This is a genomic window from Streptomyces sp. NPDC008137 (genome assembly GCF_042957035.1).
In the GTDB taxonomy this organism is placed as follows: Bacteria; Actinomycetota; Actinomycetes; order Streptomycetales; family Streptomycetaceae; genus Streptomyces.
The window spans coordinates 418,888-433,882 of sequence record NZ_JBIBHN010000002.1 but is presented as its reverse complement, the minus strand read 5'-3'; the positions used below and the strand labels follow the sequence as shown (position 1 = coordinate 433,882).

At 70.9% G+C, this 14,995-nt stretch carries 11 protein-coding genes; 9 read left to right on the top strand and 2 right to left on the bottom strand.

The window, feature by feature from the left end; translation table 11 throughout:
• Positions 1-64: 64 nt before the first annotated feature.
• The 9 genes from ACFZBT_RS05480 to ACFZBT_RS05440 all read left to right on the top strand — a co-directional run bounded on the left by ACFZBT_RS05480 (position 65) and on the right by ACFZBT_RS05440 (position 13,022).
• Entirely contained in the window at positions 65-1,117 is a 1,053-nt protein-coding gene (locus ACFZBT_RS05480; protein ID WP_391098612.1) for a PfkB family carbohydrate kinase, read from the top strand.
• 46 nt (positions 1,118-1,163) lie between these two features.
• A complete protein-coding gene (locus ACFZBT_RS05475) occupies positions 1,164-2,441 on the top strand; it encodes an extracellular solute-binding protein (RefSeq protein ID WP_391098610.1) in 1,278 nt (425 codons plus the stop codon).
• A 126-nt stretch (positions 2,442-2,567) separates the two neighbouring features.
• On the top strand, positions 2,568-3,452 hold the full coding sequence (locus tag ACFZBT_RS05470; protein ID WP_391098900.1) for an ABC transporter permease subunit: 885 nt from the start codon (positions 2,568-2,570) through the stop codon (positions 3,450-3,452).
• Positions 3,449-4,297, top strand: a complete 849-nt coding sequence (locus ACFZBT_RS05465) for an ABC transporter permease subunit (protein WP_391098607.1) — start codon at positions 3,449-3,451, stop codon at positions 4,295-4,297. Before ACFZBT_RS05470 ends, ACFZBT_RS05465 begins: the two co-directional genes overlap by 4 nt.
• 169 nt (positions 4,298-4,466) lie before the next feature.
• A complete protein-coding gene (locus ACFZBT_RS05460) occupies positions 4,467-5,345 on the top strand; it encodes an alkaline phosphatase family protein (protein WP_391098897.1) in 879 nt (292 codons plus the stop codon).
• Positions 5,342-8,317 (top strand): glycoside hydrolase family 2 TIM barrel-domain containing protein, encoded by a 2,976-nt coding sequence (locus ACFZBT_RS05455; protein WP_391098604.1) that lies wholly within the window; start codon positions 5,342-5,344, stop codon positions 8,315-8,317. Before ACFZBT_RS05460 ends, ACFZBT_RS05455 begins: the two co-directional genes overlap by 4 nt.
• A 31-nt stretch (positions 8,318-8,348) precedes the next feature.
• The gene (locus ACFZBT_RS05450; protein WP_391098601.1) at positions 8,349-10,175 is read left to right on the top strand and encodes a LamG-like jellyroll fold domain-containing protein; all 1,827 of its coding nucleotides are present in this window, start codon (positions 8,349-8,351) and stop codon (positions 10,173-10,175) included.
• A gap of 22 nt (positions 10,176-10,197) precedes the next feature.
• Complete coding sequence (locus tag ACFZBT_RS05445) at positions 10,198-11,880, top strand: PHP domain-containing protein (RefSeq protein WP_391098598.1); 1,683 nt, start codon at positions 10,198-10,200, stop codon at positions 11,878-11,880.
• Between the two features lie 314 nt (positions 11,881-12,194).
• Positions 12,195-13,022, top strand: a complete 828-nt coding sequence (locus ACFZBT_RS05440) for a PaaX family transcriptional regulator C-terminal domain-containing protein (protein ID WP_391098595.1) — start codon at positions 12,195-12,197, stop codon at positions 13,020-13,022.
• Here ACFZBT_RS05440 and ACFZBT_RS05435 read toward each other — a convergent pair.
• Positions 13,013-13,468: a MaoC/PaaZ C-terminal domain-containing protein gene (locus tag ACFZBT_RS05435; protein ID WP_391098593.1), complete on the bottom strand. Its 456-nt coding sequence runs from the start codon at positions 13,466-13,468 to the stop codon at positions 13,013-13,015. The genes ACFZBT_RS05440 and ACFZBT_RS05435 overlap by 10 nt on opposite strands.
• Before the next feature lie 14 nt (positions 13,469-13,482).
• Positions 13,483-14,988, bottom strand: coding sequence for a long-chain-fatty-acid--CoA ligase (locus ACFZBT_RS05430; RefSeq protein WP_391098590.1), 1,506 nt, complete (start codon positions 14,986-14,988; stop codon positions 13,483-13,485).
• Between the last annotated feature and the right edge of the window lie 7 nt (positions 14,989-14,995).

Genomic DNA, 14,995 nt, shown 5'->3' with positions numbered 1-14,995 from the left:
ATTCCGGTCACGGAAATGAAGAGTTTTGACGATCTCCGTCGAACTCGAGCGAGAGGACACATCCGTGGACGATGACCGGCCCGATGTGCTGCTGACCGGGCTGCTCTTCTACGACCTCGTCCTCACGGGGCTCGGCAAGCCGCCGACGCCCGGCGAGGAGATCTGGACCGAGGGCATGGGCTGCGGCCCGGGCGGTATCGCGAACCTCGCGGTGGCGGCCTCCCGCTTCGGCCTCAGCACCTCCCTCGCCACCGTCTTCGGCGACGACTTCTACGGCGAGCACTGCCGGGACGTCCTGTGCGACCAGGAGGGCGTCGACCTCTCGCTCTCCCGGACGGCGGACGGCTGGCCGACCCCGGTCACCGTCTCCGTCGCCTTCGGCCACGACCGTGCCCTGCTCACCCATGGCCAGGAGCCGCCGTACTCGCAGGACGCGCTGATGGGCGACCCGCCCGCCGCGCGGACCGCCCTGGTGCACCTGGAGGCCGAGCCGCGCGAGTGGCTCGCCAAGGCCGCCGCGAACGGCACGCAGGTCTACGCCGACGTCGGCTGGGACCCCACGCAGGAGTGGCCGGCGGCCCTCCTGGAGCAGCTGGCCCTGTGCCACGCCTTCCTCCCGAACGAGACGGAGGCCATGGCCTACACCCGCACCGACAGCGCGGTGGCCGCGCTCGGCACACTGTCCGAGCTGGTGCCGGTCGCCGTGGTCACCCGGGGCGGGGACGGCGCACTGGCCGTCGACCAGATCACCGGCGAGTACGCGGACGTGCCCGCCCTCGACGTCGACGTGCTCGACGCGACGGGCGCCGGGGACGTCTTCGGCGCCGCGTTCGTCACCGCCTCGCTCGGCGGCTGGCCGCTGGCGGAGCGGCTGCGGTTCGCGGTCCTCGCGGCCGGGCTGTCCGTCGGGCACCACGGCGGGGCGCTGGCCGCCCCCGGCTGGTACGGCGTGCACCGCTGGTGGCACTCCCTGACCGATCCCGAACTGAAGCGGTCGTACGGCTTCCTGGCCGACCGGCTCCCGGTGGACCCCGGGCCGGCGGTCGCGTACGCCCCCCTCACCCCGCCGGCCCCTCACACGTCCGTCGGCCCACGCGCCTCCGAACGGCGGCACTGATCCCCGCACCCCTCTCCACGTCGAACAGCAACAACAGGAGTGACCCGTGGACCTTTCCCGCAGACGCTTCCTCCAGGCCGCCGCGTTCACCGCGGCCGCCTCCGGTCTGACCGTGGCATGCGGCAACGGCTCGGACTCGGCCGGCAGCAAGAACGGCAAGAACCTCACCTTGTGGTACTGGGGCGGCGCGCTCAGCGACAAGGTGGTCGCCGAGGCGAAGGCGCACTTCGCCAAGGAGGTGAAGCTGACCGTCGCCTCCATCGGCGGCGACTTCAAGTCGAAGCTCACCACCACCCTCGCCGCGGGCACCTCCGTCCCCGACATCACCGGCGTCAAGGGCGAGGACATGGCGTCCTTCCTGCCCAACGCGAACCGCTTCCTCGACCTGAACGACCTGGGCTTCAAGGACCTCTCGTCCCAGTACCTGGACTGGAAGACCAAGCTCGCCCGGACCGAGGACGGCAAGCAGATCGGCTTCCCGATCGACATCGGCCCCACCGCGCTGTTCTACCGGGTGGACATGTTCGACAAGGCCGGGCTGCCCACCGACCCCGACAAGGTCGCGGCCCGGGCGGGTACCTGGGACGACTACTTCGCGCTCGGCACCGAGCTGAAGGAGAAGGTGCCCGGCACCTACCTGGTCAACAACATCGGCTCGGTGTTCAACATGGTGGTCGGGCAGGGCACCGAGCGGTTCATCGACAGGGACAACCGCTTCATCGGCGACCAGGACCACATCCGCGAGGCGTGGACAACCGCGGTCCGCCCCTACACCCTCGGCCTCGACGCCAAGATCAACGACAACACCTGGAACGCCGCCGTCGGCAAGAGCCTGAGCACCGAACTCGGCGCCGCCTGGCACGCGCTGGACATCGAGCAGGCGGCCCCGAAGACCAAGGGCAAGTGGCGGGTCTGCGCGATGCCCGGCGGGCCGGCCAACCAGGGCGGCTCCTACCTGGCCCTGCCCAAGCAGTGCCGGAACCCCGAAGAGGCGTTCAAGATCATCAGCTGGATCCTCAGCCCGGAGAACGACGCCCGCGGCTTCGCCGACGCCGCGATCTTCCCCGCCGCGCCGGCGGCGTACTCCATGCCGGCCATGACGGGCGGCGACCCCTTCTTCGGCGGGCAGAAGGTCATCGAGGTGTTCGGCCCGGCCGCCAAGGCCATACCGGACAGCTACGAGGCACCCGCGGACGCCGCCGTCATGGCTCCCTTCATGACGGAGCTGTCCAGCATCGAGGCCAAGGGCAAGAAGCCCGACGACGCCTGGCAGGACGCCGTCAGCCAGGCCAAGCAGATCGCCCGCCGCCAGGGGGTGAGCTGAGCGATGGCCTCACCTCCGGTCACCGGACCCGCCGCGGTGCCCCGGCGCCACGGCGGGCCGGGCCCGGCCCGGTTCCGCCCCCGGCGCACCCCGCCGGCGGGCGCCGTACGGCCGAGACGTCGCGGGGTGCTGTCCTACTGGCGGCAGTACCTGGCGATCTCGCCCTTCTTCCTGATCTTCGGCATCTTCTCGTTCGTCCCGGTCTTCTACTCGCTGTACCTCGCCTTCCAGCGCTGGGACGGCATGGGCACCATCCAGTTCGTGGGCCTGCAGCAGTTCCGTTTCCTCTGGGACGACCCGGTCTTCTGGATGTCGATCCGCAACACCCTGGTGATCTGGGTCCTGTCCACCGTCCCCACCCTGTTCGGCGCCCTGGTGCTCGCGACGCTGCTGCACTCGGTGCGGCGCTTCAAGGGCTTCTACCGCATCGCCCTGTACATACCGAACGTCACCTCGATCGTCGCCGTGTCGATCTTCTTCGGCGCGGTGTTCAGCAACAACTTCGGCCTGGTCAACGCCATTCTGGGCACGGTCGGCATCTCACCCGTGCCGTGGCTGAGCAATCCGTGGCTGATCAAGCTGGTCATCGCGCTGCTGATGACCTGGATGTGGACCGGCTACAACATGATCATCTACCTGGCCGGCCTCCAGGCCATCCCCACGCAGATCTACGAGGCGGCCAGGCTGGACGGCGCCGGGCCCATCCGCACGTTCTTCCAGATCACCATGCCGATCATGCGGCCCATCATCCTGTTCACCGTCATCATCTCGACCATCAACGGCCTGCAGAGCTTCAGCGAACCCCAGGTCCTGTTCGGCAGCAACGCCGCCAACCCGAACCTCGGCGGTCCCGGCCAGGCCGGCCTGACCACGCTGCTGTACTTCTACCAGTCGGCCTTCGTCAACAACGACTACGGCTACGGCGCGGCCATCGTGTGGGCCTTCTTCGTACTGATCATGGTGCTGGTCGTCATCAACTGGCGCGTCGTCCAGCGTGGGAGGAAGTCATGACCGCTGTGGTCAAGAGGCGGTCACGGCGACCCAAGGGCCTGACCGCGCACATCGTCCTCGCCCTTGCCGTGCTGATCTCCGTCTTCCCGTTCGTGTGGACGATCGTCATGGCGACGAACACCACCGAGGACATCTACAAGAGCCCGCCGAAGCTGACCTTCGGTTCCCATCTGCTGGAGAACATCCGGCACGTGCTCGACACCATCGACTTCTTCGGGTCGATGCTGAACACGATCCTCGTCGCCTCCGTGACCACCGTCCTGGTCCTGTTCGTCGACTCCCTGGCGGCGTTCGCCTTCGCCAAGTTCGACTTCCCCGGACGCAAGGTGCTGTTCGCCATGCTGGTGGGTTTCATGATGCTGCCGCTCCAGCTGGCCGTCCTCCCGCAGTTCATCCTGATGTCCGACATCGGCTGGGTCGGCACGCTCAAGGCACTGACCCTGCCCGCCCTCGCCAACGCCTTCGGCATCTTCTGGCTGCGCCAGTACATAGAGAACGGTGTGCCGGACGAACTCCTCGACGCCGCGCGGATCGACGGGGCGGGGTTCTTCCGGCAGTACTGGAACATCGTGCTGCCGATGATCAAGCCCGCGTTGTCCTTCCTCGCCATCTACGCCTTCGTCGGTGCCTGGAACGACTACATCTGGCCGCTCGTCGTACTCACCGACCCCGGCCACCTCACCCTCCAGGTGGTCCTCGCCCAGCTCCACGTCGGCCACACCACCGACTACAGCATGGTCATGGCCGGTGTGCTCATGGCGTCGCTCCCCCTGGTCGTGGTGTTCACCGTCTTCGCCCGCGGGTTCATATCGGGAGCGACCGAGGGAGCGGTACAGGGGTCCTGAGGGCCGCGTCCCCGAAGGGGGCGGGGCTGTATCGATGTGCGGCTCCGTCGCGTGGGCGCGATCAGCCACCGCGGTCGCGCGGCCGAGAACCGGCAGTCTGTACCGAGCTCTCAGGACACCAGAGAGGCACCCAGTGACGGAAGTCAACGCCAAGGTCCTCGTCGTCGGCATGGACGGCCTGCGCTACGACCGACTGACCCGCTCGCCGGCCGGCGCCCCCGTGCTGCACGACCTGATGGCCACGGGTGCCCACGGCACGAGCCTGCTGCCCTACGGCCGGGCCGACGACGAGCCCTCGTCCGGCACGGCCTACACCGACTCCGGCCCCGGCTGGTCCAGCATCCTCACGGGGGTGTGGCCCGACCGCCACGGGGTCACCGGCAACGACTTCAAGGGCGCGGACTACTCCCGCTACCCCGACTTCCTGACCCGCGCCGCCGCCGTCCGGCCCGGCCTGCGCACGGCGGCCGCGGTGTCCTGGCCGGCCCTGGTCCGCCGCGGCACGCTCGGCCGGGCCATCGGCCGACGGGTGCGCCACAACGGCGAATTCTGGGGGTACGGAACCGCGGACCGCCGCGTCGCCCGCACCGTCATACGCTGGCTCACCAAGTCCGACCCGGACGTCCTGTTCGTGTACTTCGGCGCCACCGACGAGGCCGGTCACGCGACGGGCCCCCTCTCCCCCGCCTACGATCACGCCCTCCTCGCCCAGGACGCGCACCTGGGACGGCTGCTGGAGGCGATCGACGCCCGGCGCTCGGACCCGGCTCGCGCCGAGGAGCGCTGGTCCGTGCTGATCACCACGGACCACGGCCACCTCGACTCCGGCGGCCACGGCGGCGACTCGCGTGCCGAGCGGGAGGTCTTCGTCATCCTCGCCGAACCGGGCGGGCCCGCCGGGCCCGGAGGCACCCGGCTCGACTCGCCCCGCCTCGTCGACATCGCCCCCACCGTCCTGGACCGTCTCGGCATCCCCGTCGACCCCGCCTGGGGCCTGCCGGGCCGCGTCCTGCCCCGCCCCACCGCACCGACTCCGGAATGGTCATGACCGACGCATCTCTCGATCCGCTGCTCGCCCTGCGCCCCTGGGAGGCACCCGAGGTCACCTCCTGGGGGCGTCTGCCGATGAACGCCGTCGACCGGCGTGCCGGGGCCGTCTCCCTGGACGGCGACTGGCGCTTCCAGCTGCTGCCCGCGCCGGACGCCCCGCTCGGGGAGGTCTGGTCGTCGGCGTACGTACCCGGCGTGTGGACCATGCAGGGCACGGACGACCTTCCCCGGTACCTGAACATCCGCATGCCGTTCGCCGAGTTCCCGCCCGAGGTGCCCGCGGCCAATCCGACGGGCGTGTACGAGCGGGCGGTGGACGTGCCGGCCGAGTGGACGGGGCGGCGGATCGTGCTCCAGGTGGGGGCCGCCGAGAGCGTGCTGCTGGTGCACGTGGACGGGCGGCCCGTCGGGATCTCCAAGGACTCGCATCTGGCCGCCGAGTTCGATCTGACGCCGGTGCTGCGCCCCGGCGAGCGAAGCGAGATGGGGGTTCCCCCGGCCGAAGGCTGGGGGAGGGCCACCCTGCGGCTGACGGTCGTGAAGTGGTCGGACGCCTCGCACATCGAGGACCAGGACCACTGGTGGCACGGCGGGATCACCCGCTCGGTGCTCCTGTACGCGCGGGATCCGCTGCATCTCGCGGACGTGGCCGTGCGCGCCCGGCGGGACGGCGACCTGCGGGTGGACTGCCGGGTGCGGGACTCGGGCGGGGCGCTGCCCGAGGGCTGGTACGTCAGCGGGGAGCTGGACGGGCACCTGCTCACGCAGGACACGGAGTTCGACCGGGCCAACGCCGAGGACGAGCGGATCTCCGACTTCCTCGGCGAGGCCCGGCTGCGCGCCGCCGTACCGGATGTGCGCACCTGGACCGCCGAGACGCCCGAGCTGTACGGGCTGACCGTACGGCTGCACCGCGCCGACGGCACGGTCGCCGACACCTCGTACCACCGCATCGGCTTCCGCGACGTCGAGATCTCCGGCCGGGACCTGCTGGTCAACGGCGAGCGCGTGTTCATCCGGGGCGTCAACCGGCACGACTTCCATCCGCTGACCGGCCGGACGGTGTCGTACGACGACATGCGCGCCGATCTCGTCCTGCTGAAGCGGTTCGGCTTCAACGCGATCCGCACCGCGCACTACCCCAACGACCCATCCCTGTACGACCTGGCCGACGAGCTCGGCTTCTACGTCGTCGACGAGGCCGACATCGAGTCCCACGACCACGCGCACGAGATCGCCGACGACCCGCGCTATCTGGCCGCCTTCGTCGACCGGGTCGCCCGGATGGTGCTGCGGGACAAGAACCACCCGTCCGTCATCATCTGGTCGCTGGGCAACGAGTCCGACTACGGCGCCAACCACGACGCGGCGGCGGGCTGGATACGCCGGCACGACCCGGCCCGACGGCCGGTGCAGTACGAGGGCGCCGCCAAGCTGGGCTGGGCCGATCCGGACCTGGCCTCCGACATCGCCTGCCCGATGTACGCGCCGCTCCAGGAGTGCCTGGCGCACGCCATGTCCGGCACCCAGACCAAGCCGCTCATCCAGTGCGAGTACTCGCACGCCATGGGCAACAGCAACGGCACGCTGGCCGACCATTGGGAGGCCATCGAGGCCACCCCGGGTCTTCAGGGCGGGTTCATCTGGGAGTTCTGGGACCACGGCATCCTCCAGCGTGTGAACGACGGCAGACCGGCCGGGCGTGGGGGCGCCGGGCTCTACGACAACGGTGTCGCCGCGCCCGGGCATCGCTGGGCGTACGGCGGCGACTTCGGGGAGAGCGACCACGACGGCGCCTTCATCGCCGACGGGGTGGTCTTCCCCGACCGCACCCCCAAGCCCGTGATGTTCGAGCACCGGGAGATCGCCGCGCCGGTGCGGATCGAGTGCTTCCGGCACGAGGGCGTCGTCCTCGGCAACCACCAGCACTTCCGCGGCCTGGGCTGGCTGTCCGGTGAGTGGGAGCTGTCCCTCGCCGACGGCGGCACCCTCACCGCACCCGCCGAGCTGCCCGATCTGCGGCCGGGCGAGACGGCCGCCGTGCCGCTGCCGTTCGAGCTTCCGGAGGACGGCGGCGAGGCATGGCTGACGCTGCGGGTCACGACGGCCGGGGACGAGCCCTGGGCGCCGCGCGGCACGGTCGTGTGCCTGCCGCAGGTGCGGCTGCGTGCGGCGGAACCGGTGCGGCACACCCCGGTCCCGAACCGCCCGGTCGAGGTCGACGAGGACGGGCTGCTGGTCCATCCGCTGCTGGCGGCGGCGCCCACGCTGTCCCTGTGGCGGGCGCCCACCGACAACGACGAACTGGGCGGCATGGCGGGCCGCTGGCGCAACTGGGGGCTGGACGCACCCACCCGGAAGGTCGTCGCCGTCCGGCGTGACCCGGGACGGGTGGCCGTCGTCACCGACCACCTGTGCCCGGGCGGGACCGTCCGCCACGAGCAGGTGTTCACGGCCGTGGAGGGCGGGCTGCTGGTGGAGGAGTGCGCCGAGCTGCCCGAGGCGCTGGACGACGTGGCCCGGGTCGGGTCGGTCTTCGAGACGGCTCCCGGGCTGAACCTGCTGGAGTGGTTCGGGCAGGGCCCCTGGGAGTCGTATCCGGACCGGGGCGCGGGCGCGCCCGTCGGCCATCACGATCTGCCCGTGGACGAGCTGTTCACGCCGTATCTGCGGCCGCAGGAGAGCGGCGGGCGGCACGGCGTACGGCGGTTCACGCTGTCCGCGCCGGACGCCACCGGGCTGGCGGTGCGGCTGGACCGGCCCTGCCAGGTGTCCGTGACCCGCCATCGCGCGGCCGACCTCGCCTCGGCCGCGCACCACGACGAACTGGTGCCGCGTGCCGGGTGCGTGGTGCACATCGACGCGGCGCACCGCGGTCTTGGCACGGCGTCGTGCGGGCCCGACACCTTCGCTTCCTATCTCGTCGCGGCCGGCGTCCATCGCTGGAGCTGGACGCTGCGCGTTCTCTGACACTCCCCTCTGTCACCTTCATGGAGCACACGTGTGCACATCGCGTGATCAGGCCGCGGGCGAAGCGCCCCAGGCCGGTGCCGCCAGACGCGGTTTCCTCCGAGCCACCGCCCTCCTCGGCGCGACCGCCGCTGCCGTGACCGCGCTTCCCGTGGTCACGGCCGAGGCCGCGCCGACGAGTTGGCGCCCCGATCCCCGCAGCCGCCGCTTCACGCTCGCCGTGATGCCTGACACCCAGTACCTCTTCGACGGGCCGAGCATCGACAAGGCACCGGTCGAGGCGTCGCTGCGCTATCTGCTGGAGCACGGCAAGGAGGAGAACCTCGTCTTCCTGTCGCATCTCGGGGACCTCACGCAGAACGGCGCGAAGGAGGAGTTCGCGGCGATCGGCGAGGCGTTCGGGCTGCTGGACCGGCGGGGCGTCGGCTACAGCGTCCTGGCGGGCAACCACGACGTGAAGTCCTCGACGACCGACCAGCGGGGTGCGACGCCGTACCTGGACGCCTTCGGTCCGCGGCGGTTCAAGGGGAAGCCGACGTTCGGCGACGCCTCCCCGGACGGCTACAACACCTTCCACCGGTTCACGGCGGCCGGCCGGGAGTGGCTGGTGCTGGCGCTGGACTGGCGGCTGTCGCCGCAGGGTTACGCGTGGGCGAAGGAGGTTCTGGCGAAGCACCCGAAGACGCCGGTGATCCTCACGACGCACGAACTGGTCGTCGAGGACGACTCCCTGTCGGAGTACGGGCAGCAGCTCTGGGACCAGCTCGTCGCGGAGCACGACCAGATCTTCCTCACTCTCAACGGGCACTACTGGCCCGCCGCCCGCGCCACGCGGAAGAACGCGGCCGGGCACGACGTCCATCTGCATCTGACGAACTACCAGAACCGCTACTTCGGCGGCGCGGCGATGATCCGCCTTTACCGCTTCGACCTGGACCGGAACGTCATCGACGTGGAGACGGTCTCCCCGTGGATCCTGGGCCGGGCCGGGAAGGGGCTCAACGAGCTGGAGCGGCAGGAGATGGAGCTGAGCGGCGACGCCGACCGGTTCTCCGTCGAGATCGACTTCAGCAAGCGCTTCTCCGGCTTCGCCCCGGTGCCCGCGCGGCCGGCCAGGCCCGCCGCGAAGCTGCTGGTGCCGGGCACGATGGCGTACTGGCGCTTCGAAAAGCCGGTGAACGGCACGGTCCGCGACCTGTCGGGGCGGGGCAACGACCTCTCGCTCGTGACGGTGGGCGACGGCGCCCTGGGCTGGTCGGCTGACCACCACCCCGACCAGCCGGGCCACGGCAGCCTGGAGTTCCAGGGCTTCAAGTCGCCGCTGAAGGGCGCCTATCTGCGTACGGTCGACGGCGCCCCGCTCAACTCGGCGACTTTCGAGGACGGCTACACCGTCGAGGCGTTCTATCGTCTGCCCGCCGACTGGGACCCGGACCACAACGCCTGGTCGGGTCTGGTCTCGCGCACGGGTACGGGCGGCGCCGCCGGCAAGACCGCCGACGACCCGGACGAGCCGCTGGCCACACTGTCGCTGTCCAACGACCGTGAGCCGCAGTGGGCGATGCGCCCGCTCAACCAGCAGGGCATCGCCACCAACTGGGGTCAGGAGACGCCGCTGGAGACCTGGTGGCACCTCGCGGTCGTCAACGACGGCAGGCACACCACGCTGTACGTCGAGGGCTGCCCGGTGCTCCGCAACCCCAAGGCGGCCTCCGTCGGCATCACCTCCGTGGGGCTGCCGTGGCTGCTGGGCGGCTACGAGTACGGCGGCAAGATCGACCAGATCTTCCACGGCCGGCTCGGCGACGTCCGGATCGTCGCCCGGGCGCTGCCCGTCACCTCCTTCATGAACCACTGAGATCCCGAAGGGCTTGTCGATCATGTCCGAGCAACAGCTGCCCGACTGGGCCGATCCGTCCGTCTCCCCCGCCGCCCTCGATCCGCAAGGTGTCTCCCGCCGCGGGCTCCTGCGCCGCGCGGGCCTGTTCGGCGCCGCGTTCGCCCTGGGCTCGGCGGCGACCGCCCGGACGCCCGCCCTGGCCGCCGGTGACAGCAGACGGCTGGGCGGCGAGGACCCCCGCCTCGCCTACCTCGTCGGCGACCACCACGTCCACTCCGTCTACAGCCACGACGCCAAGTACACGTTCTCCCAACTGGCCGCCGCGGGCGCGAGGTACGGCCTGGACTGGATGGTGTTCACCGAGCACTCCAACTTCGGGCACGCCGACTACGGGGCCGCGCTGGAGCACAAGGAGATCCTGAAGGCGCGTGCCGAGAACCCGCGGCAGCTCATCTTCCAGGGCCTGGAGTGGTACATCCCGGCCGCCGAGCACTGCACGGTGTTCACCACGCCCGGCCGGCACGAGGTGGACCTGCTCACCCGCTTCGAGCGCGCCTACGACGGCAAGCTGCTCGGCTACGACAAGGGCGGTCCCGCCGACGCGGACACCGCCCGCAACGAGGCGCACGCCGTCAAGGCACTCAAGTGGCTTTCCCAGCAGCGCCGTTCTGGCTACGTCGACGACGTCCTGGTCCTCGCCAACCACCCCCTGCGCCTGGGCATCGACTCCCCGCACGAGATGCGCGCCTGGCGGGACGCGGCCCCCGAGATCATGATCGGCATGGAGGGCGCGCCCGGTGCCCAGGGCGCCGCCATCCCCGGCTGGCGGGGTGCCGCCTCGATCCGCGGCGAGTACGAGAACAAGCCGTCCGCGCAGTCCTGGCCCGGCTACCCGGCCGACGCGTTTCTGACGTACGGCGGCTTCGACTGGGCGACCGCGACCGTCGGCGGCCTGTGGGACTCGATGCTCGCCGAGGGGCGGCTGTTCTCGATCACCACCAACTCCGACGCCCACCGGATCGTCTTCGACACCTGGAAGAACGGCGACTGGCCGGCCGGGCAGACCTTCGACAGCACCGGCAAGCTGCCCGACCCGGTGAACACCGACACCCCGCAGCCCGGCAGCGACTTCTGGCCCGGCCAGTTCAGCCGGACCCACGTGGGCGTGACGCGCTACGGCTACGGCGCGGTCATGGCGGGCCTGCGCGCGGGCCGGGTCTGGCTGGACCACGGGCATCTGCTCGACGGGCTCGACGTCCGGGTCAAGCGGGACCGTGAGGCCGGTCGCGGCGTCACCCTGGGCGGTCGGCTGCGCGTCCGCGAGGGCGAGAGGATCAGCCTGTACGTCACCGTCACGACCGCCTCCCGCCCCAACGCGCAGGGCATCCTGCCCGAGCTCCGGCACGTCGACGTGATCCGGGGCGCGGTGCGGGGTCCCGCCACCGACCGGGACACCTGGAAGTCGCCGGACACCAAGGTCGTACACACCAGGGACGTCAGCGGCCGCAAGGGGACGTACACGCTGCGCATCCCGCTCACCGCCGGGGACGAGTCCTTCTACGTCCGGCTGCGCGGCAGTGACGGCAACCGCAACGGCACCGGCTACCTCGGCGCCTCGGTCGACCCGCACGGACCGGTCCCGCACGCGCCCGGGGACGGTGACCCGTGGGCGGACACGTGGTTCTATTCCAACCCCGTGTTCGTCGACGTGGCGGGCTCCTGACCCGACGAGACGTCACCTGCGCGCCGCATCGTGCCTTGTCACCGGGCGTCGGCACGGCCTCGGCCGCCGGCGCCCCGCGGTGGGCGGAGACCTGCACGGCCCGCTGGGCCTGCGGATCGAGGACCGGAACCACGACGCCTCGGGCAGTCTCCTCCCGGAGATCCTGCCGCTCCGCCAGGTCGGCCTGCCCCGCGCCGGACGGCCGTCCGGTCACCGGCAGAGTGACGCGCCTGTTCGGCGGCCCGGCCGTGACAACGGCCTTCCACACGTACCAGCAGGTCACGGAGTGATCCGGCGGAGGTACGGTGGGCCGCGTGACCGGTGAAGAGTCGCTGCGGCCCCAGTCCCTCATGCTGACGTTCCTGGGCGACCAGGTGCTCGGGCGTGACGTGTGCGTGTACTCGGGCAGCGTCATCGACGTGTTCGCCCGCGCCGGCATCGGTGAGCAGGCGACCCGCTCGACGCTGACCCGCATGGTGGGCCGTGACCTGCTGCGCCGCCAGCGCGAGGGCCGCCGGATGTACTTCGGGCTGACCGAGCGCTCGGAGGCCGTGCTGCGCGACGGCGAGCGGCGCATCTGGCAGACCGGCGCCGTCAACCGGCACTGGGACGGCACCTGGACCCTGCTCGGCTTCTCCCTGCCCGAGTCCTGGCAGCGTCAGCGCCACGACCTGCGCTCCCAGCTGACCTGGAGCGGCTTCGGACCGCTGTTCAACGGCCTGTGGATCGCCCCGGGCGAGGTCGACGTGTCGGCCCTGGTGGCCGAGCTGGGCCTGTCCGCCCATGTGAAGGTCTTCCGGGCCCACGCGGACACCGGCATGGACATCGGCCAGATGATCGAGGAGACCTGGGAGCTGTCCGACCTGGCCGGGCAGTACGAGGTGTTCGTACGGCGCTGGCAGCCGTGGGAGGACGACCTGCCGGACGCCGACGAGGCCCTCGTGCTGCGGCTGCGGCTCCAGACCGAGTGGCTGCGCATCGTCCGGCGCGACCCGCGCCTGCCCGTCAAGCACCTCCCGGACGACTGGCCGGCGGACCGGGCCGAGAAGACGTTCCGGGCGGTGCACGACCGGCTCTCACCGCTCGCGCGTGACGCCTCGGAACGTCTGCTCGACCTGGTGCCGGCGCGGCCTCAGGCGTAGAACCGCGACAGGCTCTGAAGCACCGCCGCCGGCTTGGATCCGCCCTCGATCTCGATGGCGCCCTCGACGGTGATCTGGACGCCGCCGGGCACCTCCTCCACCTCGGCGAGCTTCGCCGTCAGCCGGATGCGGGAACCCACCTTCACGGGGGAGGGGAAACGCACCTTGTTGAGGCCGTAGTTGACCTTCGTCGTCACTCCCTGGACGTCCAGGAGTTCGGTGAACAGCGGGATGAAGAGGGAGAGCGTGAGGTAGCCGTGTGCGATGGGGGCGCCGAAGGGGCCCTCCTTGGCCTTCTCGGGGTCCACGTGGATCCACTGGTGGTCCCCGGTGGCGTCGGCGAAGGTGTCGATCCGCTCCTGGGTGACGTCGATCCACTCGCTGGTGCCGAGGTCGCTGCCCGCGAGCTTCTTCAGTTCGTCGAGGCCGTTGACGGTGATGCTCATGCGGCTTTCCTTCGCTAGGAGTTGGTGCCGTAGCGCTTGCGCACACGGGACTTCAGGAGCTTTCCGGAGGCGGTGCGCGGGAGTTCGTCCGCGACGACGACCGACTTCGGGATCTTGTACTTGGCGAGGTGCCCGGCGAGCGAGGCGAGCACCTCGTCGGGGTCGAGCGCGGCCCCCGCGCGGGGGACGACGACCGCGCGCGGCACCTCGCCCCACTTGTCGTCCGCCACGCCGATGACGGCGCACTCGACGATGTCCGGGTGGGCGAGGAGCCGGTCCTCGATCTCGGCCGGGTAGATGTTCTCCCCACCGGAGATGATCATGTCCTTGATGCGGTCGACGATGTGCACGTAACCGTCCTCGTCGACCTGGGCCGCGTCGCCGCTGCGGAACCAGCCGTCCACGAAGGACGCGGCCGTCTCCTCGGGCAGCCCCCAGTAGCCGGGCATGACGTGCGGTCCGCGCACCACGACCTCCCCGACCTCCCCGACGTCGACGGGCGCGAGGTCGGGCCGTACGACGCGTACGTCGCTGAAGAAGTGCGGCACGCCCGCCGAACCCGCCTTGCTGACGGCGTGCTCGGCGTCGAGGAACAGCGTGCCGGGTGCGGCCTCGGTCATGCCGTAGCCCTGGCAGAAGGTGAGGCCGCGCTCCTGGTAGGCCGCGATCAGCGGGGTGGGGACCGGGGAGCCGCCGCAGGTCAGGAGCCGCAGTGAGGACAGGTCGGCCCCCGGCCAGCGCGGGTGCCTGGCCACCTGGTCGAACATCGTCGGCACGCCGAACATGAAGGTGATCCGGTGCCGCTCGATCAGGTCGAAGGTGGCGTTCGGGTCGAAGGCCTCGACCAGGACGCAGGCGCCGCCCTTCAGCAGGACCGGCAGGGTCAGCATGTTCAGGCCGGCGGTGTGGAACAGCGGGGCGGAGACCAGGGCGCGTTCGTCGGCGACCAGGTCATGGTCGATGAGGACGTTGACCGCGTTCCAGGTGAGATTGCCATGGGTGAGCATGGCGCCCTTGGGGCGGCCGGTCGTGCCCGAGGTGTACATGATGATGCAGGTGTCGTCCGGAGTGACCGGTGTGTCGATGGGCTCCTCGGAGGCCGACGCCAGCGCCTCCTCGTACTCGGCGCCCACCTCGGCGTACGTACGCACATCCGTGCTGCCCGGGAGTCCCGCGATCAGTCCGGCGTGTGACGGGCCGTAGACGAGGGCCTTGGCGCCTGAGTCGGCGAGCTGGTAGGCGATCTCGGGTCCGGCCAGGCGGGTGTTGAGGGGGACGAAGACCGCGCCGAGGGTGCCGGCCGCGAACAGGGTCTCCAGGTAGGAGGGGTGGTTCGGGCCGAGGTAGGCGATCCGGTCGCCGCGCCGGATGCCCCGCTCGCGCAGGGCGTGGGCGAGGCGGGTGGTGCGCTCGTACAGGGCGGCGTAGGTGCGGGTGGTGTCGCCGTGGATCAGGGCGGTGCGGTGCGGGGTCTTGCGGGCCCGGCGTGCGGGCCATGACCCCAGTCCCTCGTTGCGCATGTGACAC

Coding starts and splice junctions, on each gene's coding strand:
- ACFZBT_RS05460 (WP_391098897.1), top strand. CDS start 4,467: ATGGACGGCCTGCGCTACGACCGACTGACCCGCTCGCCGGCCGGCGCC.
- ACFZBT_RS05430 (WP_391098590.1), bottom strand. CDS start 14,988: ATGCGCAACGAGGGACTGGGGTCATGGCCCGCACGCCGGGCCCGCAAG.
- ACFZBT_RS05445 (WP_391098598.1), top strand. CDS start 10,198: ATGTCCGAGCAACAGCTGCCCGACTGGGCCGATCCGTCCGTCTCCCCC.
- ACFZBT_RS05465 (WP_391098607.1), top strand. CDS start 3,449: ATGACCGCTGTGGTCAAGAGGCGGTCACGGCGACCCAAGGGCCTGACC.
- ACFZBT_RS05455 (WP_391098604.1), top strand. CDS start 5,342: ATGACCGACGCATCTCTCGATCCGCTGCTCGCCCTGCGCCCCTGGGAG.
- ACFZBT_RS05435 (WP_391098593.1), bottom strand. CDS start 13,468: ATGAGCATCACCGTCAACGGCCTCGACGAACTGAAGAAGCTCGCGGGC.